Origin of the sequence: Pseudomonas lini, from assembly GCF_964063345.1 — a bacterium.
Classification (GTDB): Bacteria; Pseudomonadota; Gammaproteobacteria; order Pseudomonadales; family Pseudomonadaceae; genus Aquipseudomonas; species Aquipseudomonas lini_B.
In genome coordinates this window covers 6250604-6272361 of the sequence record NZ_OZ061318.1, presented here as the reverse complement: position 1 = coordinate 6272361, position 21758 = coordinate 6250604, and the positions used below count along the sequence as shown (strand labels likewise).

Sequence of the window (21758 nt, the reverse complement as noted above, 5' to 3'; positions counted from 1 at the left end):
GTCCAGTCCCTAGCGTCGCGCCAACTCATGCCGGATGCATTGCTCGTAATACGTTTGCTTGATGCCGGCAGGCTTGAGGCGCGAGGGACTGTTGTAGGTTTGTTCGGTAATCCCCATGGCCGTCATGCGCATCCACGGCCGGGGGAATTTGCGCGATTGCAGTTTCTTGCGTGCCCCGTAAAGCGTGAATCCGGAAAGCTTCGACGCTTGCGCGTCTGCGGCTATGTCCGAGCCCCAGCTGCAGACGAAACGACTGTTATTGCTCAGGTCCTTTGCCTGAACCTCAAGCGAAAGAGTCACCAGGACAAACGTTGCAGCCATCCATACCAAAGTCCGCATATCGCCAATGCCTAACCTTCTGAAAAGAAAGCAAGTTTGACAACCAAACGGACATCGGGGGGCCAGCAGTTCGCCTCATTCTCATCTGTTTTTTGGTCTAGATCGGCAGAGCAGAGTCTCCTTCACGGTGTCCGAAACTTTTTTGAGCTTTAACCGAGCCTTGCAGTCTCTAGTTTGAGAGCGTCGTGGTTATCGACAGATCATTCGCGGCGAGCGCGCTGTCAGGCGGTGGAGGCAATCGATGTCCGACCTTGAGCATGTCACTCAGCCCTTTAATGCCAGGCTGGTGATGATCGGCTTTGGCTGTATCGGAAAAGGCGTGCTCCCGCTGCTATTGCGTCATCTTGAGCTTGAACCGCAGCGACTGTTGATCCTCAGTCCCGATGAAGAGGGACGCTTGCTCGCACAGAAATTCGGCGTCGCCCACCGAACCGAGAAACTGGATCAGAACAATTACGAGGCGGTACTGGAGCCTCTTTTGAGCGCTGGCGACTTTCTGCTCAACCTCTCGGTGGGGGTATCGAGCCTGTCCCTGATTCAATTCGCCCAGCGTAAAGGCGTGCTGTATCTGGACACTTGTATCGAGCCGTGGGAAGGCGGTTATACCGACCCGGACAAATCCCTGTCCGAGAGATCCAACTATGCATTGAGAGAAGCGGCACTCCGGCTTCGGGGTGAAAGCGCGCAAGGTCTGCCCACCGCCATTTTGACCCATGGGGCCAATCCGGGGTTGGTGTCCCACCTGGTCAAGCAGGCACTGATCAACCTCGCCCGGGATTTGGGTGACACAACGCCCCTGCCCGCTACTCGCGAAGAATGGGCGCAACTGGCCAGCCGACTGAATATCCGCTGCATTCACATTGCCGAGCGCGATTCGCAGTATTCATCGCAACATAAAATCGCCGATGAGTTCGTCAATACCTGGTCAGTGGACGGTTTCATCAGTGAAGGCAGCCAACCGGCGGAATTGGGTTGGGGCAGCCATGAGAAAGCGCTTCCCGAGGATGGCTATTACCACGCCTTCGGGTGCCAGGCCGGAATCTACCTGCAACGCCCCGGCGCCTCCACGCCGGTTCGAACCTGGACACCCTCGACGGGGCCAACCCATGGGCTGCTCGTGACCCACAACGAAGCCCTGTCGATTGCCGATTACCTGACCCTGGGCCAGGGAAGGCAGCCGATTTACCGACCGACCGTCCACTATGCTTATCGGCCCTGTGACGATGCCCTGCTATCGATGTATGAACTCGCCGAGCGCAACTGGAAACCCCAGACTGGCGAACGCCTGCTCAATGACGACATCGAGGGCGGCTGTGACGAACTCGGTATTCTGCTGATGGGGCATGCCAGAAACAGTTATTGGTATGGCTCGCGCTTATCGATCCACCAAGCCCGGGCGCTGTGCCCCTGTAACAGCGCTACTAGCCTGCAAGTGACGGCGGGAGTGCTGGCCGGTGTGATCTGGGCCATTCGCAATCCTGAACGCGGCATCCTCGAGCCGGATCAATTGCCCTTCAGGGAGATTCTGCGGATTTGCATGCCCTACCTCGGGAATGTAGAAGGCATTTATTCCGACTGGACGCCGCTTACCGGACGTCACTCACTGATGCCCGAGCACACCGATGAATCCGATCCGTGGCAATTTTTGAACGTCAGGATCACTTGAAGGCCTGACGTGGTTTGCTCCACGCCAGGCAACGGCTCAAATACCGGATCCGTTCTGAAATGAGTCGCCCGAACCGGGCTCTCTCTGCCAGGCCCGGTGCAGAAGATCGATGACTTCTTCGTCCGATGTCTGCGAAAAATCCGTGTACCAATGTCCGATCGAAATCAGCCAATCGGGGATCAGCGGGCAAATCAGCTCGTCCACTTCGTCGCGCAACGCCTCTGCCGTCTCAAGCGGTGCCACCGGCACGGCAACGACGATGCGAGACGGCGTTTGCAGGCGCACAGCCTGTATCGCGGCCATCATCGTGGCACCTGTCGCCAGGCCATCATCGATCAGGATCACCACCTGATCCTTGAGCGCCACAGGTGCGCGCGATGCACGGTATACCCGCTCGCGACGCGACAATTCCTGCGTTTCCTTTGCAACTACGCCATCGAGCGTGCGTTGATCGATACCATTCGCCCGCAACGCGTCATCATTGACGATTTGTATGCCGCCACTGGCAATCGCGCCCATGGCGAACTCCTGATGAGATGGCACCCCCAGTTTGCGCACCAGCATCAGGTCCAGGCGAACCTCCAGCGCCGTGGCCACTTCATAGGCAACCGGAACGCCGCCACGGGGTAAGGCGAGGACGATGACATCGGCTCTTTTTGCGTATTTAAGCAATGGCTCCACCAGGCCTCGGCCGGCATCAACCCGGTCATGCAAGATGGTTTGCAATGAAGGACTAGTCATTTGAAAACCTCCCTGGGGCGGGAGCCCCAAAAACGGGCGTTCGTTTGACGGCGGCCATCATTCCAATAGGGGCGTGCGCCCCTAGACCGCCAGAATGCTGCAAGGTACCTGGTACAGAATATGTTCCGTCGTGCTGCCAAGCAGCCGCTCCAGACCACGGTATTGAGCTCTGCCCATCACGATCACATCCACTTGATGCTCATCGGTGAATTCGCTCAGTACCGAGACCGGGTTCCCCATGACGAAATGCCGACAGTCAGCGGTCACACCGAACCGAGCGGCCAACTGGAGAAAAGATTTTTCCAGGTCGCTGCGCAGCTCCCGGGTAAGCTCCGCGAGCGTCAGACCGCCGTCCATATCCGCCAGAAAGGCTGCCGAAATGTCACACGCGTACAGCAGATGCAGCTCGGCATTGCACTGCAGCGCAAGGCTCGACGCCTGCAGGATGATCCGGTCATTGAGTTCACGGTTCGAAGGCTCGGTGTCTGACACGTCAACCGCGGCCACCACCTTCTGCGGCAAGGCATGGCACTCACCCCCCACCAGATAAACCGGGACCGGACAATGGCGCAACAAACGCCAATCCAGCGGCGTGAAGAATGCGCGCTTGAGCACGGGTTCATGCTGCACTTGCTTGATCAACAGATCGGGCTGCATTTGCGTGACGTGGTCAAGGATGTCCTGGCGCATGTTGTCGGCCCATGCGACTTCGGTCGTCACCTCGATCCCCCGGCCGTGCATCTTTACCGCCTGCTCATCGAGCCAGTCGCGGTGCTCTTGCAGGTAGGTCGCCCGGGCCATTTTGCGGTCGCCTTCTTCGAGCAGCGACAGAATGTCCAACGAGGGAATCAGGCCGGCGATGTGCAAGCTCGCCCCGCTGGCCTTGGCCAGGGCGGCGCCATGGTTTATCGCAGGAGAATGGCGCAGCAGCGGGTTGATGATCAGTAATAACCGTTGATACTGGCTCATGATCTGACTCCAGACAGGTTGATCCTCGACGCCGGCTCGAGAATCCAGCATCAGGCCCAGACTCCGCCCTTAAAGCCTCTTAAGCGTTGATTTATATCAATTCCTTGAATAAGGCATTGCAGGGGCCACTTGAAAAGAATAGTTCACAACGGTGCTGCGCAACTCGTGCCGGACTCATCCGCGATGGCCGTTCGCCTGAAAATCGGCGATTTGCTGCCACATCGCGATCGGGTTGGAATACATGGGGAAATGCCCGCACTGCGCAATCGGCGCCAAGCGCACCCCCTGGGCCTGGATATGCGGCAGATAGGACAATGAAGCGTTCTGCTCGCCGTACATGAACATGCGCGGGCATTGCAGGCCGAGGAACTTGCCCATCAAATCGGCGTTGTCGGAGAGATCAACCATCGACTCGAAAATCCCGCGCACCGCACCGGCACGAACCTTGTGCCGCAAACTGGCGGAATAAAGCGCGCTGGCATAAGCCGGTGCGTGCCGGGCGCGTTCGATGAAGGCGGTGAAAAATACCTCAGGATCGTCCGCCGGGTAATCGACGATCTGCCGGCTGAGGAAACAGTCCTCCGGGGCGATGTTGCCTTCGATGTCGACAAAGCTGAGTACCCGGTCCGGGCATTGATGAGCCAACATCAGTGCGGTCAGTCCTCCCGTGGAATGGCCGACCAGATGAAAACGTTCGATACCGAAATGCTCTAGCACCTGCAACGCGGTCTTCAGCAAAAAAGGGATGGAAATCCGCGAAAGGTCACTGCACTGGCTATCCCCGCAACCCGGTGCGTCATAAGCAACGAAAGGATGACCGGCGAATGCAGCCTGCTGCACGATGTCGGCATAGTCTTCCTTGGTCGAGCCAAACCCATGCAGGAACACAATCGGCGCCAATACACCGTCGCGGTGAAGGGTGGCGATGTTCAACTGGACGCCCTCCACCGTCAGAGGGATGTGCGTTTGAGTGAAGGTTTCGGGTTTGGACACGTGATGGATTCCTTGAGTAAAGAGATTACCGCCGGGCCGCAAATGCGGTTCACTGTGGCGAGCGAGCTTGCTCGCGCCGGGCTGCGTAGCCCCAGAAATCTGACAAACTGCCTAGTTTTGTGAGTGCTGCGCACTGAAGCGGGAGCAAGCTCCCTCGCCACAGGTTGCGCCGGCAGGCCGTCAATTTCGCGGGGATCGGGTCTTCTGTAAATTCCTCATTCGGGAATACCGTCATAGGTCAAACCTATCAAACTGTTTTTTGGAGCCGGGCGACCACCTCCTCCACCAACGGATTCGGCCGATCCACATTCCAGGCCACCGCAGTCGTCACTACGTTGAGCGGCTGGCTCAGGGGGCGCAACACCACATTATCGGGGGCCAGTTTTTTCAGCGACGCCGGCACCAAGGCGATGCCTTGCCCACAACTGACGAAAGCGATTTGCGAAGCGACGGAGCGCACTTCATGCAGCACGCGCGGGGAAAAACCACTGGCGCGACAGGTCGCGATCAGATTGTCGAAGTACACCGGGCTGACCTTTCGGGAAAACATCACCAAGGGCTCGGTGGCCAGGCTCGACAGGCTGATGCGCTTGCGCGAAGCCAATGGATGGTCGCTGGGCAAAGCCACGACCAGGCGATCCTCGGTCAGCGGCAGCGACTTGATCGAGGCCCCCAGGTCACCGTCCAGACGGGCGAAGGCCAGGTCGATGTCCCCGGCTTCCAGCGCAGGCACGGCTTCGACGCTGTCGATTTCCCGCACCGACACGGTGAGGTGCGGGTAATCGATCTTCAGTTGCTCGATCAACCCGGGCAACACATCGAACATCGCCGTGGAAATCGCGCCGACGGTCAACATCCCCGACTGCCCCGCCACCGCCTCCTCCACGGCCAGTTCCAGGCGCTCCAGTTGTTCGGCGAATTTGCGCACCGCCGGCAGGATCGCCGCGCCCACCGGAGTCAGTTTCGCCCCTCGCCGCGAGCGGTCGAACAGCCTGACCTTGAGCGCCTGCTCCAGCACCTGAATCTGCTCGCTCAGCGGCGGCTGGGACATTCCCAGGCGTTTGGCGGCGCGGCCGAAATTCTGTTCTTCGGCAACGGCCAGGAACAACCAGAGGTGACGAATCAAGCGGAAATTGATCATGGTTATTCCATAGGTTTAACGTATGTAACGCTTCTGTGATTAGTAATATACCTATCAAATCGTCTCGCTGACACTGGGCGCCTCCGTCACCACTGAGGCTTCCCCATGATCAATAAGAGTTTGCTGGATCGCTTGGCGGCGCTGGACACCAACACGGTTTCCGACGCACTCGACTTCCTCGGCCTGCCGGGCGCCACCGTGGGGCTACGCCCGCTGTGGAACTGCCCGAAGATCGTCGGCCGCGCCAGTACCGTGTTGCTGGCTCCTAAATCCGACAACGTCCCCACTGTGCACCTGATTACCCCAGTGGTTGAACAGATCGACAGCGACGATCGTGTGCTGGTGATCACCGGCGGTATCGAAGGTATTTCCTGCTGGGGCGACATCCTCGCCAACGCGGCGGCCGGTAAGCAGGTGCGCGGCACGGTGATCGACGGTTTCAGCCGCGACATCGACGGCAGCGAAGCGATTGGTTATCCGGTTTATGGTCGTGGGGTCACCATGATCAGTGCGCGCAATCGGGTGGTACAGATCGATTCGGCGGTGACGATCAAGGTAGCCGGTGTCGACGTCAGCGAGGATGACTATGTCATTGCCGATACCTGCGGAACCGTATTCGTCCCCCAAACCTATATCGAAAAGGTCATCGATCTCGGCGAGCGCATCGCCCGCCGCCAGGGCGGCATGGTCGAGGCCGTTCGCAGCGGTCGTTCGGTGGCCGAGGTGATGCACGACACCCAATTCGAAGCGATCCGCGTGGAGCACGCCTGATGAATCTTGAAGATCAAACCCTGGTCGCCTTGTTTGAAGGCCTCGACACTCCTGGCGTCTCCGATGCGCTGGACAAGCTCGGCCTGCCCGGACAATGCCTCGGTGTGGCACCGCTGGACAATTACCGCAAGGTCATCGTCGGACCGGCGTTCACCGTGCAATACGTCTCGGCCAGCGTCCCGCCGGGCACGGTGGGCGACTTCATCGAAGACGTCGCGCCCGGCGACGTAGTGGTCATCGACAACGGTGGCCGCACCGATTGCACCGTTTGGGGCGACATCATGACCCAGTACGCCGGCACCCGACAGATCGCCGCCACGGTCATCGACGGGGTGTGCCGCGATGTGAACAAGGCGCTGGGCGATGGCTACCCGATCTTCAGCAAAGGTCGCTTCATGCGCACCGGCAAAGACCGCGTGCAAGTGAAGTCGGTCAACCAGCCGGTGTCCATCGGATCGGCGCGGGTCTGCTCCCGTGACATCGTGGTTGCCGACGCCAATGGCGTGGTGATCGTGCCCCGCGCCCGAGCGGCTGAAGTGGCGGCGTGTGCCCGCCAGATCGAATCGGTCGAAGCCGACATTCGCGCCCTGATCACCCAAGGCAAAAGCCTTAAAGAAGCCCGGGCCGCCCTGGGTTATCACAACCTGCAGAGGAAAGTCTGATGACCACGTTCCCCTTCCCCCAGGATTTTCGCGCGCGGGCAAAAGTACTGGGCACCTCGACTCTGTATGAAGCGTCCCATCTGCCCTGCGCAGTCGACAGTGCGATCCGGCCGATCTGGGACGGCGCCTTCATCGCCGCCCCCGCCTACCCGCTGGAATGTTCGCCGGGCGACAACCTGGCCCTGCATCTGGCGATGGAACGAGTACCCCGTGGCAGCGTACTGGTCGTGGGCACGGGCAGTTTCATCGCCGGTTATTGGGGCGAGGTGCTCACCGTGGCGGCCGAAGCGGCTGGCGTGGTCGGCCTGGTAATCGATGGTGGCGTACGCGATATCGCGGCGTTGAAGAAACGCCAATTCCCGGTATTTGCCCGTGGTATCTCGGTCAAAGGCACGGTCAAGGCCAGCGCCCCTTCGGTGGGACAACCATTCAATTTCAATGGTGCTTTCGTGGCGCTGGGCGATCTGGTGGTGGCTGACGACGACGGCGTGATCATCATCCCCAAGGCCGATGCGGCACGTACCCTCGCAGAAGGCGAGGCGCGCGCGAATAAGGAAGCGCAGATGATGCAGGCGCTGACCGAAGGCCGCTCGACCCTGGAACTGATGAACCTGACAGACTGGAGAACCCGGGCATGAGCACCGACATTCAGCGTCTCAACCAACGCCTGGCCAGCGCACAACCCTCGGCGACTTATCGGATCATGGACCGGGTGGCGGAGCGCCGGGCACAAGGGGCGAAGATCATTTCGCTGTGTGCCGGCGAACCCGATTTCGATACTCCCAAACATGTGCGTGAAGCAGCCATTCACGCCATCGAGCATGGCCACACTCGCTACACCCAGGTCGCCGGCGTACGCTCGTTGCGAGAAGCGGTGGCGGCCAAGTTCCGCCGCGAAAACGGTCTGGACGTGAGCTGGCAAGACACGCTGGTTTGCAACGGTGGCAAACAGGTGATCTACAACGCGCTGGCCGCGACCCTCAACGAGGGCGATCAGGTCATCGTGCCGGCGCCGTACTGGGTCAGTTACCCGGAAATGGTGCAACTATGCGGTGGTGAGACGCGGATCGTCACGTGCGATGCCGGTACCGGTTTCAAACTGACGCCCGCAGCACTGGCCGCCGCGATCACCCCGCAGACCCGCTGGTTGATCCTCAACTCACCGTCCAATCCGACCGGCGCGGTGTACAGCGAGCCGGAACTTCGTGCCCTGGCGGCCGTGCTGCTGGATCAGCCCCACGTGCTGATTCTGGCCGATGACATCTATGAACACCTGATCTTCGACGATCAAGCGTTCTACACCCTGGCCCAAGTGGAGCCACGACTGGCACCAAGAACCCTGACCATGAACGGTGTCTCCAAGGCCTACGCCATGACCGGCTGGCGCATCGGTTTTGCCACCGGGCCGCGCTGGTTGCTGGAGGCCATGGAAAAGCTGCAGGGCCAGCAGACTTCTGGCGCCTGCTCGGTTTCGCAGCAAGCCGCACTCGCCGCGCTGGAGGGGCCGAAAGAGTTCATCCGCGAAAGCCGTGCCGCTTTCCAGGGTCGGCGCGATTTGATGGTGGCGCTGCTGAACGACACGCCGGGGCTGGAATGCGTGAGCCCGACGGGCGCGTTCTATGCGTTCGCCTCTTGCGCAGGGCTGATCGGCCGCACCTCGCCCGCCGGTCGCGTGCTGCACACCGACGAAGATGTCGCCCATGCATTGCTCGATGAAGCGGATGTGGCGGTGGTGCATGGCAGTGCGTTCGGCCTTGGCCCCTATATTCGAATTGCCTATGCGCTGGATGATGCGTCATTGCGCCAAGCCTGCGAAGCCATCCGCGCGTTCTGTACGGCGTTGCGTTAAACCTGTGGAAGCGGGCTTATGTGGCGAGGGGGCTTGTCGGAATGCCGCACCGCCCCGTTCGGCTGCGAAGCAGTCGTAAACCAGACGCCGCGATACTAATTAAAGATCGCGGTGACTGGTTTTAGGGTCGCTTCGCAACCCAACGGGGGCAAGCCCCCTCGCCACAAAAGCCCTCTCACCATACAAGCCCATCTGGCTACACAACCCTGCTCCCACAGGTTCCGTGGTTGGCTGACTGGTATTGGGCAATCGCCAGGTTGGGTTTGTGACTCGGGTATTCGTCATCCAGTCCCAACAACAAACAACTCCAACATGGCCCAAATAGCATGCACCCGCAAAGACTGATCCTGCACAACGAGTTGCACGCGCGTCCTTCTCTGTATTTCGATGAGCCCGCCCACGTGTTTCATCTGGCTTTTCTGGCGATTGACGGGCAGTGCGACACCCTGCTCAGTCGCTGCTGCCCCGGCCCGGTCGACCCGGATGCGGCGCAGGGCATCACCGAGCTGGAGGGCCATGCCTTGAAGTGGGAGCGGCACGCGGAGTTTCTGACGCTGACGCTGGTGGTGCCCTCCTCCAGTCACGAGCCATGCTGGAGCCCGCCACCCAGAGCCTTGATGGACCGGGTCGAACCCTTCATGCAGCACGTGATCAACGCCGTGCAGATTGTGGTACGCACTGATACGTCCTTTTCTGGCGATTTGTCTGTTTATGGGTTCAAAGATCCTAGCGGCTCTTGCATCGGCGGTGGCGATGCGACGGTCTGGAGCGATTTTCGCCTGAGCGCCGATGGTACCAACCGTTTTCTGTTCGTTAACAAACGCCTGAATGCGTATCGGCTGGGACGGATGATCCGCCGCCTGCTGGAAATCGAAACCTACCGAATGATGGCTTCGCTTTCACTCATTACCGCGAAAGCCTTGAGCACTCAGCTCAACGTCTTCGACAAGACCCTGGTAAACCTCTCGGAACGTAACGCCGGCCCCGATACCGGTAATGCGAAGGCATTGTTGACCGACATTGCCAACCTGTCGGCGCAAGTGGTCAGCAGCAGCGCAAAAACCCGACACCGTTTCAGCGCCACCCAAGCCTATGCACAGCTGGTTTTCGAACGCCTGGGCGAACTGCGCGAAAGTCATGTGGGTGATTGTCAGCGACTGGGTATCTTCATCGAAAGACGCTTTAAACCCACGGTCAGATACTGCGCCGTCACCGAACAACGCCTGGAGCAACTGGCCGAAAGCGTGGCCAACCTCGGGGACTTGTTGCAGGCCCGTGTGCAGGTCGAAATGGAAGAACAGAACTCGGAAATTCTGAAAAGCCTGAACGCCCGTGCCGACACTCAAATCAAAATCCAGCGCGCCGTTGAAGGCTTGTCGATTATCGCCATCACCTATTACTTGTTGAGCCTGTTCAAGCTGTTCTACTCGGGGCTGCACGTCATGGGCGCGGACATTTCCGCGAGAGACGCCATGCTGGCCATGACCCCGCTCGCGCTCTGCGTCCTGCTGTTTATTTTGATCAGAATCAGGAAAGCCAAAGAGCATTAATACGCGGCACAAGAATCGACCGATTCCGAAGCTGACATCCGTGATGATCCACTACGGATCCGGCTGGCCCGACCGAGGGCTAAAACTTCACCAATGGATCCATAGAATCGTTAATAAACAGAATCAGTTTGACAAACACCCCATAAATCACCATTAATGGATCCACTAAATAACAAAAACAGCCTTGGAGAATCTCCATGTACCCCAAGAACACCTGGTACGTCGCCTGTACGCCCGATGAACTCGCCGACAAGCCGCTGGGCCGGCAGATCTGTGGTGAAAAGATGGTTTTTTATCGCGGTCACGAAGGCAAGGTGGCCGCTGTCGAGGACTTCTGCCCGCATCGCGGCGCACCGCTGTCTTTGGGCTATGTGGAAAACGGCAATCTGGTGTGCGGCTATCACGGCCTGGTGATGGGGTGCGACGGCAAGACCGTGGAAATGCCGGGGCAACGGGTTCGCGGTTTTCCCTGCAACAAGACGTTCGCCGTGGTCGAGCGCTATGGATTTATCTGGGTCTGGCCTGGCGATCAGGCATTGGCCGACGCAGCGCTGATCCATCATCTGGAATGGGCGGTCAGCGATGAGTGGGCCTATGGCGGTGGCCTGTTCCACATCCAGTGCGACTATCGCCTGATGATCGACAACCTGATGGACCTGACGCACGAAACCTACGTTCACGCGTCCAGCATCGGCCAAAAGGAAATCGACGAAGCACCGCCGGTGACCACGGTCGATGGCGACGAGGTGGTCACCGCCCGCCACATGGAAAACATCATGGCCCCGCCCTTCTGGCGCATGGCTCTGCGCGGCAACAACCTGGCCGACGATGTGCCAGTGGATCGCTGGCAGATCTGCCGCTTCACCCCGCCCAGCCATGTGCTGATCGAAGTCGGTGTGGCCCATGCCGGCAAAGGTGGTTATCACGCCCCCCAACAGTTCAAGGCGTCGAGCATCGTCGTCGACTTCATCACGCCGCAAACCGAAACCTCGATCTGGTACTTCTGGGGCATGGCGCGCAATTTCAACCCGCAGGATGAAGCCTTGACCGCGAGCATTCGCGAGGGTCAGGGCAAGATTTTCAGCGAGGACCTGGAGATGCTCGAACGCCAGCAACAGAACCTGCTCAGCCATCCCCAGCGCAACTTGCTCAAGCTCAATATCGACGCCGGTGGCGTGCAGTCGCGCCGTGTTCTGGAGCGCCTTCTCGCCCGGGAAAAAACACCGCAGGAGTCAATGGCATGATCGAAGTGCTGGTGGTATCGCGCAATGACGAAGCCCAGGACATCTGCAGCTACGAGTTGGCCAGTGTCGATGATCGGCCGCTACCGACCTTCAGCGCCGGCGCGCATATCGATGTGCACCTGCCTGGCGGCTTGATCCGGCAATACTCCCTGTGCAACCACCCTGAAGAACGCCATCGCTACCTGATTGGCGTGCTCAAGGATCCGGTCTCTCGCGGTGGTTCACTGGCCATGCACGAACAAATCCACGCTGGCATGCGGCTGTCTATCAGTGAACCGCGCAATCTGTTTCCGTTGGCGCATGAGGCCCGGCGCAGCCTGCTCTTCGCCGGTGGTATCGGCATTACCCCAATCCTCTGCATGGCGGAACGACTGGCCCACAGCGGCGCCGATTTCGAGCTGCACTACTGCGCCCGTTCGCGAGAGCGCGCGGCCTTTGTCGAACGCCTGCAACACTCGGCTTTTGCCGACCGGGTGTTCCTGCATTTCGATCAGGAGCCCGACACTGCGCTGGACGCGGCCAAGGTCCTGGCCAGGCCACACAATGACGTTCATTTATATGTGTGTGGTCCCGGCGGTTTTATGCAGCATGTGCTGGACACGGCCAAGGGCAAAGGCTGGCAGGAGCAATGCCTGCATCGCGAGTACTTCGCCGCCAACCCCGTCGACACTGGCGCCGATGGCAGTTTCTCGATCAAGGTCGCCAGCAGCGGCCAGGTCTTCGAGGTGCCGGCCGACAAGAGCGTGGTGCAGGTTCTGCAGAACCAGGGCATCGAGATTGCCATTTCCTGCGAACAGGGCATTTGTGGGACCTGCCTGACTCGGGTTCTGGAGGGCGTGCCGGAACACCGTGACCTGTTCCTCACCGAGGATGAACAGGCCTGCAACGACCAGTTCACCCCTTGCTGCTCGCGCTCGAAAACGCCGCTGCTGGTGCTGGACATCTGAAAGAAACGTGCCTATTCCGAGCGGAGAATGACCTTCATCCGCTCTTCGGCCGTCGCCGAGCCGAAGATCTCGGCATAACGTAACGTGGCGTTGGCGTGCTCGCGCATGATCGCTTCGGCACGCGCGCCCTGGCGATTGACCAAAGCATCGAACACCGAATGGTGTTGCATGTGGGCGTAGTTGAAGCGTCGGTATTCCCGGACCATGTCGTTGCAGTCTACGGCCAGGGCTGTCACCGAAGCGAAGGGCAAATGATCGTTGCGCGCCAGTGCGTCGGCAATTGCCGGGTTATGGCTGCCTTCGACAATCACTTCATGAAATCGCATGTTGAGGTCGTGATAGACCTCCAGGTCCTCTACGGTTACGTAGCCCTTGTCAAACAGCTGATCACCCTGCAACAGGCACAGCTCAAGGGTCGCCCGGGCTTCGTCCGATAGCCCGCGCTCGGCTGTCTGACGCGCCGCCAGGCCTTCGAGTACACCTCGCACTTCAACCGCACCGGCAATGTCATCGGGGCTGACCGAACGCACCTGAAAACCGCGCCCGCCAAAACGCACCAGCAAGCCTTCCTGCTCCAGCGTACGGAACGCCATGCGCACCGGCATTCGCGAAACACCGAACAGCTCCGCCGTGGGAATTTCCATCAAGCGCTCGCCAGCCGCCAGCTCGCCCGAGGCGATCATCTTGCGCAACGCGACCAGCACCGTTTGACCGGGCTTACTCATCCAGGCAACTTCCAGAAAAGGTGGGTCTGCATAGTAACGCAAGACAGTGACGCAGGATTGGGCTGACTACAGCAAAAGCCTCGGGGTTCTGCTTCAGCCTTGATACGCCGGGTTTTCGATCAGCAGAGCCATGCCCTGCCCGCCACCGACACACGCGGCGGCAATGCCATAACGCAGATTACCCTCACGCAATTGCCTGGCCAGGGTCAGCACCAGGCGCAAACCCGTAGCGGCCAAAGGATGTCCCAAAGCAATCGAGCCGCCCCGCCGGTTGAGCCGGTCACCGTCCAGTTCAAGCGCCTGGGCCACAGCCAATACCTGAGCGGCCTGAGCCTCATTGATTTCCAGCAAGCCGATTTCACCAAGGGCCAAACCACTGCGTTGCAGCAGCAACTGGATGGCTGGCGCCGGCCCTATTCCCATGAATTCCGGTGCCACGCCTACCACGGCACTGGCCAGCAAATGGGCCAACGCCGGACGCCGGGCCGCAGAGGCTCGCCCTACCAGCGCGGCCGCCGCGCCATCAACCACCGCGCAGCTATTGCCAGCCGTTTGCACACCGCCGGCATGCACCGCTCGCAACCGGCCCAAGGCGTCCAGATCGGTGGGTCGCGGATGACTATCGCGAGTCACGCGGTCTACGCCCCGTGGCAACTGGATACTGCGTGACTGATAGCCGGCCAGTTCAAAGCGCTCATTGCCGAGCGCCACCAGCTCCGGTTCAAACCAGCCATCGGCCTGGGCCTGCTGCGCCAATTGATGGCTGTCGAGGGCGAAGCGATCCACCTCTTCGCGGCTCAGACCGTGCCGCCTGGCCAGGTTGTCGGCGGTGGTGATCATGTCTACGCCTGGGGCCGGGTCGTAGAGGGCTTCCCAGAGAAAGTCCTTGAATTCCACGCCCGCACCGAGCCGGAAACCACCTCGGTGGGTGTAGCCGGCAATCGGGTTGCGCGACATCGATTCGGCCGCCACGCACAGGGCCAACTGCACGCCGTCATCCAGCTGACTGGCGGCCTGCCGCAAGAGTTCGAAACCGGTGGCGCAGATGCGCTGCACACCCAGCGCCGGAGTCTCTTGCGGCACGCCACTGTAAAGGCCGATATGCCGAGGCAGCAGGTACGCATCGAAACTGGCCTGAGCCATCGAGCCAGCGAGCACGCTGTCGACCGAGGATGGATCGATAGCGGCGCGAGCCAGCACCTCGCGCCCGACCTTGATCCCCAGGTCGATCGGCGAAACCTGGGCCAAGGCCCCGCCGAGATCGACCCAAGGCGTGCGCAGTGCTTCGAAAATGGCCACATCGCCAAAGCTCGAATACTGCCCCACACCGCTCACGGCAGAGGTCCGGCACGCAAGATGGAAGGTTCTTCGCCGCGATACAGCGCCTCGACCTTGTCGACGCGCCACTGCAACACCGCGCGCTGGTTGATCGAGCCCTTATCGGTGATTTCACCGCGGTCGATGGAGGCGGGCTCGTCGAGCAGCGCGATCCATTCCAGGCGGCTGGCATTCCCGGTGGCGTCGCGATTGAGCCGTTGCAGCCAATCGCCGAACCACTGACGCACCGGCGCGCTGGCCAGGACTTCGGCATCGCTGGCGTGAGCACTCAAACCGGCCAGACGTCGGCATTCGTACAACCGAGGAAAGACCAGCGCCCCCAGGCACTCGCGGTCCGGCGCGGCCACCACCAAGTCCTGAACATAGGGCGAACCTTCGAGCACCGCGCGATTGCGCAACGGGCCGACGCTGACAAACACACCGGAGCTCAGTTTGAAGTCCTCGGCGATGCGCCCGTCGAACATCAGCCCCAGTTGCGGATCGCGGGCGTCGGCCAGTTTCAAAGCGTCACCGGAACAGTAGAAGCCCTGCTCGTCGAACACTTCGGCGGTCTGCTGTGGCGCACGCCAGTAACCCGGCATGATGTGCGGCCCGCGAAAACGCCCCTCCAGCTTGCCGTCCACCGGCACCAGCCGCACTTCGCAACCGGGTGCCGGCAGACCGATGTAGCCGGCCATGGACAATGGCCCGGTGGTGAATGTGCAGGACGGTGCCGCTTCGGTCATACCGAGCCCGGCCATCATGCGAATACGTTCGCCACAATGCTGTTCGGCGACCCGGTCCAGGCGATCCCAAACGCGCTGGGACAAACCGGCGGCGGCGAAAAAGAATAGCTTCATGCGCGAGAAGAAACATTCGCGCAACTCGCCGTCCTGCTCCAGCGCGTTGACCAGTTCTTCCCAGCCCTTGGGCACGGTGAGGTAAGCGGTGGGCGATATTTCCTTGAGGTTGCGCAGTGTTTCAGCAAAACCCTGGACGGTCGGCTTACCGTCGTCCAGGTAAAAAGTGCCGCCGTTGTACAGCACGATCCCGACATTGTGGCTGCCGCCGAAGGTGTGATTCCACGGCAGCCAGTCCACCAGCACCGGAGGTTCTTCGCCGAACACCGGGAAGGTCTGCAACAGCATCTGCTGGTTGGCGCAGAGCATGCGCTGGGTGGTGATCACTGCTTTGGGCAACTTGGTGGAACCTGAGGTAAACAGGAACTTGGCGATGGTGTCCGGCCCGGTAGCCGTGAAAGCGCAATCGGCCTCGGCACCGCCGGGTTGTTCCAGCAGGCTGGCATAGCTCGCCTGATTGCGGCCGGGAATTTGACCGCGTACGGTGATCAGCGGCGTTTCGGCCGGCAGCACCGCATCGATCGCCCGCTGATAAGCCGCGGCGTCGCTGACGAACACCAGGCCAGGTTGCAGCAGGTTGCAGACATGCCGCAGCTTGGCGAAATCCTGGGACAACAATGAATAGGCAGGAGAAACCGGGCAATAAGGAATCCCGGCGTACATGGCGCCCAAGGCAATCTGCAAATGCTCGATGTCATTGCCCGAGAGGATCGCCAGCGGTCGCTCGGCCGAAAGCCCATAACTCAGCAGGCGTTGGGCAATGGCGCGGACGCTGGTGAGCATCTCGGCGTAACTCACCCGGCGCCAGTCGCCGCCGTTCTGGCGAGCAGCGATGAAGGTCTGTTGCGGGCGCACATGGGCCCAATGCACCAGGCGATCCAGCAAACGTACAGGCAACTTGGCCAAGGGCTCCAGAGAGCGCATATGCAGGATGCCCTGCTCTTCGCTGACCTCGACCGCAGGATGACCGATGGACACCTGGCGATAGCGCGGCGCGTTGGCTTCGGTCTGGGGTGGCGATCTGAATTCGGAACTCACGTGCTTGCTCTCCATCAAGGCATGCCACCGGCTCGCAGAAATGCGTTCAACCAGGGCATGGCAGCAGCCTCTTTATTGTTATGTCTGCCTGCACGCGGGCAGCGATTGCTCTCAAGCGTTCGCTCGCCCGACGGTGCGGCGGATGCTCAGATCGGGTAGTGCCGCGGTCCGTTCTGCAAGGTCACCCAGCGTAACTGGGTGAAATGCTCGATGGACGCCTTGCCGCCAAAACTGCCATAGCCGCTGGACTTGACCCCGCCGAAAGGCATCTGCGCCTCATCGTGCACGGTCGGGCCGTTGATGTGGCAGATACCCGATTCGACCCGCTGAGCCAAGGCCAGAGCACGGCTGGTGTCGCGACTGAATATCGCCGCCGACAAGCCGAATTCGGAATCGTTGGCCAAGCGCAACAGCTCTTCATCGCCCTCGCCTCGCAGCACCACCGCCACCGGGCCAAAGGATTCTTCGCGGTACAGACGCATGGCATCGGTGACGCCGTCGAGCAGTGTCGGCTGCAGAATGCTGCCTTCCAGTTGACCACCCGCAACCAGGGTTGCGCCCTTGTCGAGGGCATCGTCGATCAACAGCTTGATGCGTTCACCGGCGCCGCTGTCAACCAGTGAACCGAGCACCGAACCTTCGGCGTTGGGGTTGCCGGCGGGCAAGGTGGCGATCTTCGCCGCGAGTCTGGCGACAAAGGCATCGGCCACTTTGGCATCGACGATCAGGCGCTCGGTAGACATGCAGATCTGCCCCTGATTAAAGAAGGCGCCGAAAGCTGCAGCCTCCACCGCTGCATCCAGGTCGGCATCCTCCAACACCAGGAATGGCGCCTTGCCTCCCAGTTCCAACAACGCCGGTTTGAGATGACGCGCCGACAGTTCACCGACGACGCGCCCGACATGGGTCGAGCCGGTGAAGTTGACCCGACGCACCGCCGGGTTGGCGATCAGCCGCTCGACAATCGCCGCGGCATCCTGGGGCGCATTGCTGATGACATTGACCACACCGTCCCCGAGGCCGGCGTCTTGCAACACCTGGCCGATCAATCGGTGCACCGCCGGGCTCAGTTCCGACGCCTTAAGCACCACAGTGTTGCCGCAGGCCAACGGCATGGCGATGGCGCGAGTGGCGAGAATCACCGGGGCGTTCCAGGGCGCGATGCCCAGCACCACGCCGCAGGGTTGACGCAAGGCCATGGCGAAGCTGCCGGGCACATCGGAGGGAATGACTTCGCCGGTGATTTGGGTAGTCATGCATGCGGCTTCGCGCAGCATGTTGGACGCCAGATGCACATTGAAGCCGTACCAGTTGGCCATGGCGCCGGTCTCGCCGGCAGCCGCGATGAATTCCGCGCTGCGGGCCTGCAACTGTTCGGCCGCACGCAGCAACCGGGTGCGTCGTTCATTGGGGGCCAGGGCCGCCCACGCGGGGAATGCCGCTTTGGCCGCAGCCACGGCGGCGTCGGCATCTTCCAGGGTGGCGGCGGCAACGCGCGACACAACTTCACCGGTCACCGGATTACGCCGTTCGAAAGTTCGACCGTCTCGGGCGGGGCACGACTGGCCGCCAATCAGCAGGGGCACGTCCAGCATGGTGATTCCTCTTTATTGTCTTTATCGGGAATACGTTCGAGGGGCTCACAGTAGCGCCTGGGCGCCGGGGCGAACAGCTGGCGGACGCTCGATCGCCGGCCAGCTCGCCTTGAATCAACGCCGGATGTCAGCGTTTGTAAGTCTGCAAACCGGGCTTGATGCTCTTGTCGTCGAGGAACTGCTTCATGCCCTGCTCGCGACCACCTTCGGTGTCCAGCAGGCGCGACTGATCGAGCTTGGCGTACAGGTAATCTTCGTTCTGCTCCCAAGTCAGTTCGCGGCAACGCTTGAAGCCGTGCTTGGCCGCCCGCAGCACCACCGGGTTTTTCTCCAGCAGGTTACGCGCCAGCTCGATCGTCACTTCACGCAGTTGCGCCAGGGGTACGCTCTCGTTGACCAGTCCCATCTCGGCGGCTTTCTGCCCGCCAAAGGTCTTGCCGGTCATGATGTAGTACAGCGACTGGCGATGGCCCACGGTGTCGGCCATCGCCTTGCTCACCAGGTTGCCTGGCGGGATGCCCCAGTTGATTTCCGACAGGCCAAAGGTCGCTTCATCGGCGCAGATCGCCAAGTCGCAGGCCACCAGCGGGCTGAAACCGCCACCGAAGCACCAGCCGTTGACCATGGCGATGGTCGGCTTGGCATACATGCGCAGCAGTTTCCATTGCCATTGAGAAGCTTCACGGCGAATTTTTTCCTGAAGGATTTCCGGGCCGGCGTCCACTTCGCGGAAGTATTCCTTGAGATCCATGCCTGCGGTCCAGGCTTCGCCCGCGCCGGTCAGCACCAGCACACCAGCGTCCGGATCTTGCTCCAGGGTTTCCAGAACGTCGATCATTTCGCGGTTCAATGTCGGGCTCATGGCGTTGCGTTTTTCCGGGCGATTGAGGATGACCCAGGCAATGCCTTCCTCGATTTCCACTTTGACCGTTGTCCAGCGACCTTCGTAATTGCTCATGGCATTGCTCTCTTGTTCTTGGCTTGACGATGGGTAAAAACTAAACCCCAATATTAGTTATGTCAATTAACCATTAATCAAATTAACCAAATATTTTTCGTCCCAAAAACAGGCGCAACGCCCAGAGATCTGAAAGAGGTCATGGCTATCCCCGGCCAACCTCGGCAAACTAGATAGTCTTCTTAACCGCTAGCTGAGGATTCACCCTGCAATGGCCAAGTCTTCCAAGATTGCCGCCGCCCCCGAGGCCCCTGCCGACAGCGCCGAAACCCCGGCACCGCTGGATTCCGCCCTGGACGATCTGATCGGTTACGCCATGCGCCGGGCGCAGCTGAAACTGTTCCAGAACCTCATTGGTCGGCTCTCGGCCCATGACTTGCGCCCGGCGCAGTTCTCGGCCCTGGCGATCATCGACCAGAACCCCGGGCTGATGCAGGCCGACTTGGCCAAGGCCTTGACCATCGAGCCACCGCAAGTGGTGCCGCTGCTGAACAAACTGGAAAGCCGGGCATTGGCGGTGCGAGTGCGCTGCAAACCGGACAAGCGCTCCTATGGGATTTTTCTCAGCAAGACCGGCGAGGCCCTGCTCAAGGAGCTGAAACTGATCGCCGCCGAGAGCGACATGGATGCAACGTCCAACCTCGACAGCCAGGAACGCGAAGAACTGCTCAGGTTGCTGAAGAAGGTGTACCAGGCCTGAAACGCCAACGCCGGCGCGTTCCTGGGGAACGGCCGGCCTCATGACAAGTAAAACGACTTACCAGATCGGCACGGTGTAAAGCACCAGAAAGCGAGTCTGGTTTTCATCGCGAAACGCCGCGCCGGCGGGGAAGTCATTGCGATATATCGACTTGCGCGCCATCAGCCCGACATTCTTCAGCGGGCCACTCTGGATCACATACCCCAGCTCCATCTGAAATTCCCGCTCCTTGCGGTCGTCGGCATTCAACGCCGCCAGTTCGATATGGTCACCGCGCACATAACGTAGCCGGCTCTTCAGGCCTGGTACCCCGGCGGCGGCGAAGTCATAGTCGTACATCGCTTGCCAGGTCCGCTCCTTGGCATTGAGGAAGTCCGAGCTCATGGTCAGCTCGCTCATGCCCATCAACTCGGTGCCCGATACATAAGGCGTCGCGGTGTCACCACTGGCGTGCATATACCCCAGGCTCAGGCGATGGCCGCCAAAGCGATAGCCGAACAGTGCCGAGAGATTGCGGTTGTCCACCTTGCCAGCCTTGGCGCTGCCATCTTCGTCGCTGAAAAAACTGCGCAAATCGGTGGTCAGCGTGCCCTCGCCCACCTGCAGATTGTGCAGCAAGGCCAGGGTGTTCTGCTGGTACAGGTCCGCCACTTCGGCGTGATAGGCACGTAGACTAAGGTCTTTGTTCACCTGATAATCGCCACCGACATAGGCCATGTGCGATGAGGTGGCCGCGCCATTGAAACGCCGGTTCGGCGAGGCGATGCTCATCGGCTGGTAGTCGGTGGAATCACGCTTGTTGATGCGGTCGATGTAGCCGGTGTTGAGGGTCAGTCCGTCGATGTCCTTGGAACTGAGGGTGGTGCCGCGAAAAGTCTGCGGCAACAGCCGCGACGGGCTGGCGAAAGCGAACGGCAGGAAGATCGACACATCACCGGTTTTAACCGTGGTCTGGGCAAAACGCATCTTGGCGGTCATGGCCAGGCGCGAATACTCGTCCGCCGCGCGCTTGTCGCTGCTGGACACCGGCAGCAACTCGGTGCCGCTGCGGTCCGGCGACGAGTCCAGCTTCACTCCCATCAGCCCGCGGGCATCCAGGCCGAAGCCGACAGTCCCCGGGGTAAAGCCCGACTCCACATTCATGATGAAACCCTGAGCCCATTCCCTGGCCGCGGTTTTCGCCCCGTCATCCTTGTAGTCGCGATCCAGGTAGTAATTGCGCAAGGTCAAGGTACCGTGGCTGTCGTCGATGAAGCCTTCGGTCAGCGCCGGGGTGGCAATCACACTCAAGCCCAGCAGGACCAGGCAAGGTGCGCGAACAGGTAAGGCTGAAGTCGCTGCAAGGGCGTCCGAAGGGAGCTTTGGCATGTTCGATGTCCACTTATTGTTGTTGTTTTTTGAACGGGATCGCAGGGTTGTTCCAAGGATCTCAGGCCAGAGAATGGAAACAGCCGAGGGGTGGCGTCAATCCACAATGACCGATAACCGAACATTAATATTATTATCTATTTTTTAGATCCATCTTACTCAATTCGTCATGACGTTGATTTTAATGAATTTAACGCCATTTTTTGGCCACAAACCTTGGCCGTTCATTTTTTAGTTATCTTTGTTAATCTTAATTCCAGCCTGTCATCGCTTGAGGCGAACAGGCTCGCGCTCACCCGTCAGTACACCCACAAAAACAATAATG

Annotated in this window: 20 protein-coding genes; 9 read left to right on the top strand and 11 right to left on the bottom strand. The window is 60.3% G+C overall.

Annotated features, from left to right (window positions below):
• Positions 1-9 precede the first annotated feature (9 nt).
• Positions 10-339 carry a hypothetical protein gene (locus tag AB3226_RS28480; protein WP_367375505.1) on the bottom strand — a complete coding sequence of 110 codons (330 nt, stop codon included), beginning with the start codon at positions 337-339 and terminating at the stop codon, positions 10-12.
• A gap of 241 nt (positions 340-580) precedes the next feature.
• Between AB3226_RS28480 and AB3226_RS28475 the strand changes: the two genes are divergently transcribed.
• On the top strand, positions 581-2005 hold the full coding sequence (locus AB3226_RS28475) for a homospermidine synthase (RefSeq protein WP_367375504.1): 1425 nt from the start codon (positions 581-583) through the stop codon (positions 2003-2005).
• 36 nt (positions 2006-2041) lie between these two features.
• Here the strand turns inward: AB3226_RS28475 and AB3226_RS28470 are convergent, their stop codons facing one another.
• The 4 genes from AB3226_RS28470 to AB3226_RS28455 form a co-directional block, all read right to left on the bottom strand.
• The gene (locus AB3226_RS28470) at positions 2042-2746 is read right to left on the bottom strand and encodes a phosphoribosyltransferase (RefSeq protein WP_367375503.1); all 705 of its coding nucleotides are present in this window, start codon (positions 2744-2746) and stop codon (positions 2042-2044) included.
• An 81-nt stretch (positions 2747-2827) separates the two neighbouring features.
• Positions 2828-3715 (bottom strand): universal stress protein, encoded by an 888-nt coding sequence (locus AB3226_RS28465; protein ID WP_367375872.1) that lies wholly within the window; start codon positions 3713-3715, stop codon positions 2828-2830.
• 174 nt (positions 3716-3889) lie between these two features.
• Positions 3890-4708, bottom strand: a complete 819-nt coding sequence (locus AB3226_RS28460; RefSeq protein ID WP_367375502.1) for an alpha/beta fold hydrolase — start codon at positions 4706-4708, stop codon at positions 3890-3892.
• A 247-nt stretch (positions 4709-4955) separates the two neighbouring features.
• Positions 4956-5849: a LysR family transcriptional regulator gene (locus tag AB3226_RS28455; RefSeq protein WP_367375501.1), complete on the bottom strand. Its 894-nt coding sequence runs from the start codon at positions 5847-5849 to the stop codon at positions 4956-4958.
• 105 nt (positions 5850-5954) lie between these two features.
• Between AB3226_RS28455 and AB3226_RS28450 the strand changes: the two genes are divergently transcribed.
• The 7 genes from AB3226_RS28450 to AB3226_RS28420 all read left to right on the top strand — a co-directional run bounded on the left by AB3226_RS28450 (position 5955) and on the right by AB3226_RS28420 (position 12872).
• Positions 5955-6620, top strand: coding sequence for an RraA family protein (locus AB3226_RS28450; RefSeq protein ID WP_367375500.1), 666 nt, complete (start codon positions 5955-5957; stop codon positions 6618-6620).
• On the top strand, positions 6620-7282 hold the full coding sequence (locus AB3226_RS28445; RefSeq protein WP_367375499.1) for an RraA family protein: 663 nt from the start codon (positions 6620-6622) through the stop codon (positions 7280-7282). The genes AB3226_RS28450 and AB3226_RS28445 overlap by 1 nt, the downstream gene beginning before the upstream one ends.
• Entirely contained in the window at positions 7282-7920 is a 639-nt protein-coding gene (locus AB3226_RS28440) for an RraA family protein (RefSeq protein ID WP_367375498.1), read from the top strand. The genes AB3226_RS28445 and AB3226_RS28440 overlap by 1 nt, the downstream gene beginning before the upstream one ends.
• The gene (locus AB3226_RS28435) at positions 7917-9131 is read left to right on the top strand and encodes a pyridoxal phosphate-dependent aminotransferase (RefSeq protein WP_367375497.1); all 1215 of its coding nucleotides are present in this window, start codon (positions 7917-7919) and stop codon (positions 9129-9131) included. The genes AB3226_RS28440 and AB3226_RS28435 overlap by 4 nt, the downstream gene beginning before the upstream one ends.
• A gap of 326 nt (positions 9132-9457) precedes the next feature.
• Positions 9458-10681, top strand: a complete 1224-nt coding sequence (locus tag AB3226_RS28430) for a DUF3422 domain-containing protein (protein ID WP_367375496.1) — start codon at positions 9458-9460, stop codon at positions 10679-10681.
• Between the two features lie 197 nt (positions 10682-10878).
• The gene (locus AB3226_RS28425) at positions 10879-11925 is read left to right on the top strand and encodes a Rieske 2Fe-2S domain-containing protein (protein WP_367375495.1); all 1047 of its coding nucleotides are present in this window, start codon (positions 10879-10881) and stop codon (positions 11923-11925) included.
• Complete coding sequence (locus AB3226_RS28420; protein ID WP_367375494.1) at positions 11922-12872, top strand: 2Fe-2S iron-sulfur cluster-binding protein; 951 nt, start codon at positions 11922-11924, stop codon at positions 12870-12872. Before AB3226_RS28425 ends, AB3226_RS28420 begins: the two co-directional genes overlap by 4 nt.
• A gap of 11 nt (positions 12873-12883) precedes the next feature.
• Here the strand turns inward: AB3226_RS28420 and AB3226_RS28415 are convergent, their stop codons facing one another.
• The 5 genes from AB3226_RS28415 to AB3226_RS28395 all read right to left on the bottom strand — a co-directional run bounded on the left by AB3226_RS28415 (position 12884) and on the right by AB3226_RS28395 (position 19365).
• Entirely contained in the window at positions 12884-13597 is a 714-nt protein-coding gene (locus AB3226_RS28415) for a GntR family transcriptional regulator (protein WP_367375493.1), read from the bottom strand.
• 93 nt (positions 13598-13690) lie between these two features.
• Positions 13691-14932, bottom strand: coding sequence for an acetyl-CoA C-acyltransferase (locus AB3226_RS28410; RefSeq protein WP_367375492.1), 1242 nt, complete (start codon positions 14930-14932; stop codon positions 13691-13693).
• Positions 14929-16812: a feruloyl-CoA synthase gene (locus tag AB3226_RS28405; RefSeq protein WP_367375491.1), complete on the bottom strand. Its 1884-nt coding sequence runs from the start codon at positions 16810-16812 to the stop codon at positions 14929-14931. Before AB3226_RS28405 ends, AB3226_RS28410 begins: the two co-directional genes overlap by 4 nt.
• A 146-nt stretch (positions 16813-16958) precedes the next feature.
• Positions 16959-18407: an aldehyde dehydrogenase gene (locus AB3226_RS28400; protein ID WP_367375490.1), complete on the bottom strand. Its 1449-nt coding sequence runs from the start codon at positions 18405-18407 to the stop codon at positions 16959-16961.
• 127 nt (positions 18408-18534) lie between these two features.
• Complete coding sequence (locus AB3226_RS28395) at positions 18535-19365, bottom strand: p-hydroxycinnamoyl CoA hydratase/lyase (RefSeq protein WP_017847933.1); 831 nt, start codon at positions 19363-19365, stop codon at positions 18535-18537.
• Positions 19366-19576: 211 nt separating this feature from the next.
• Here AB3226_RS28395 and AB3226_RS28390 point away from each other — a divergent pair, with 211 nt between their 5' ends.
• Positions 19577-20065 carry a MarR family winged helix-turn-helix transcriptional regulator gene (locus AB3226_RS28390; RefSeq protein ID WP_367375489.1) on the top strand — a complete coding sequence of 163 codons (489 nt, stop codon included), beginning with the start codon at positions 19577-19579 and terminating at the stop codon, positions 20063-20065.
• A 57-nt stretch (positions 20066-20122) separates the two neighbouring features.
• On the opposite strand, the gene AB3226_RS28385 is transcribed toward AB3226_RS28390, so the two are convergent.
• Positions 20123-21433 (bottom strand): OprD family porin, encoded by a 1311-nt coding sequence (locus AB3226_RS28385; RefSeq protein WP_367375488.1) that lies wholly within the window; start codon positions 21431-21433, stop codon positions 20123-20125.
• Positions 21434-21758: the final 325 nt, after the last annotated feature.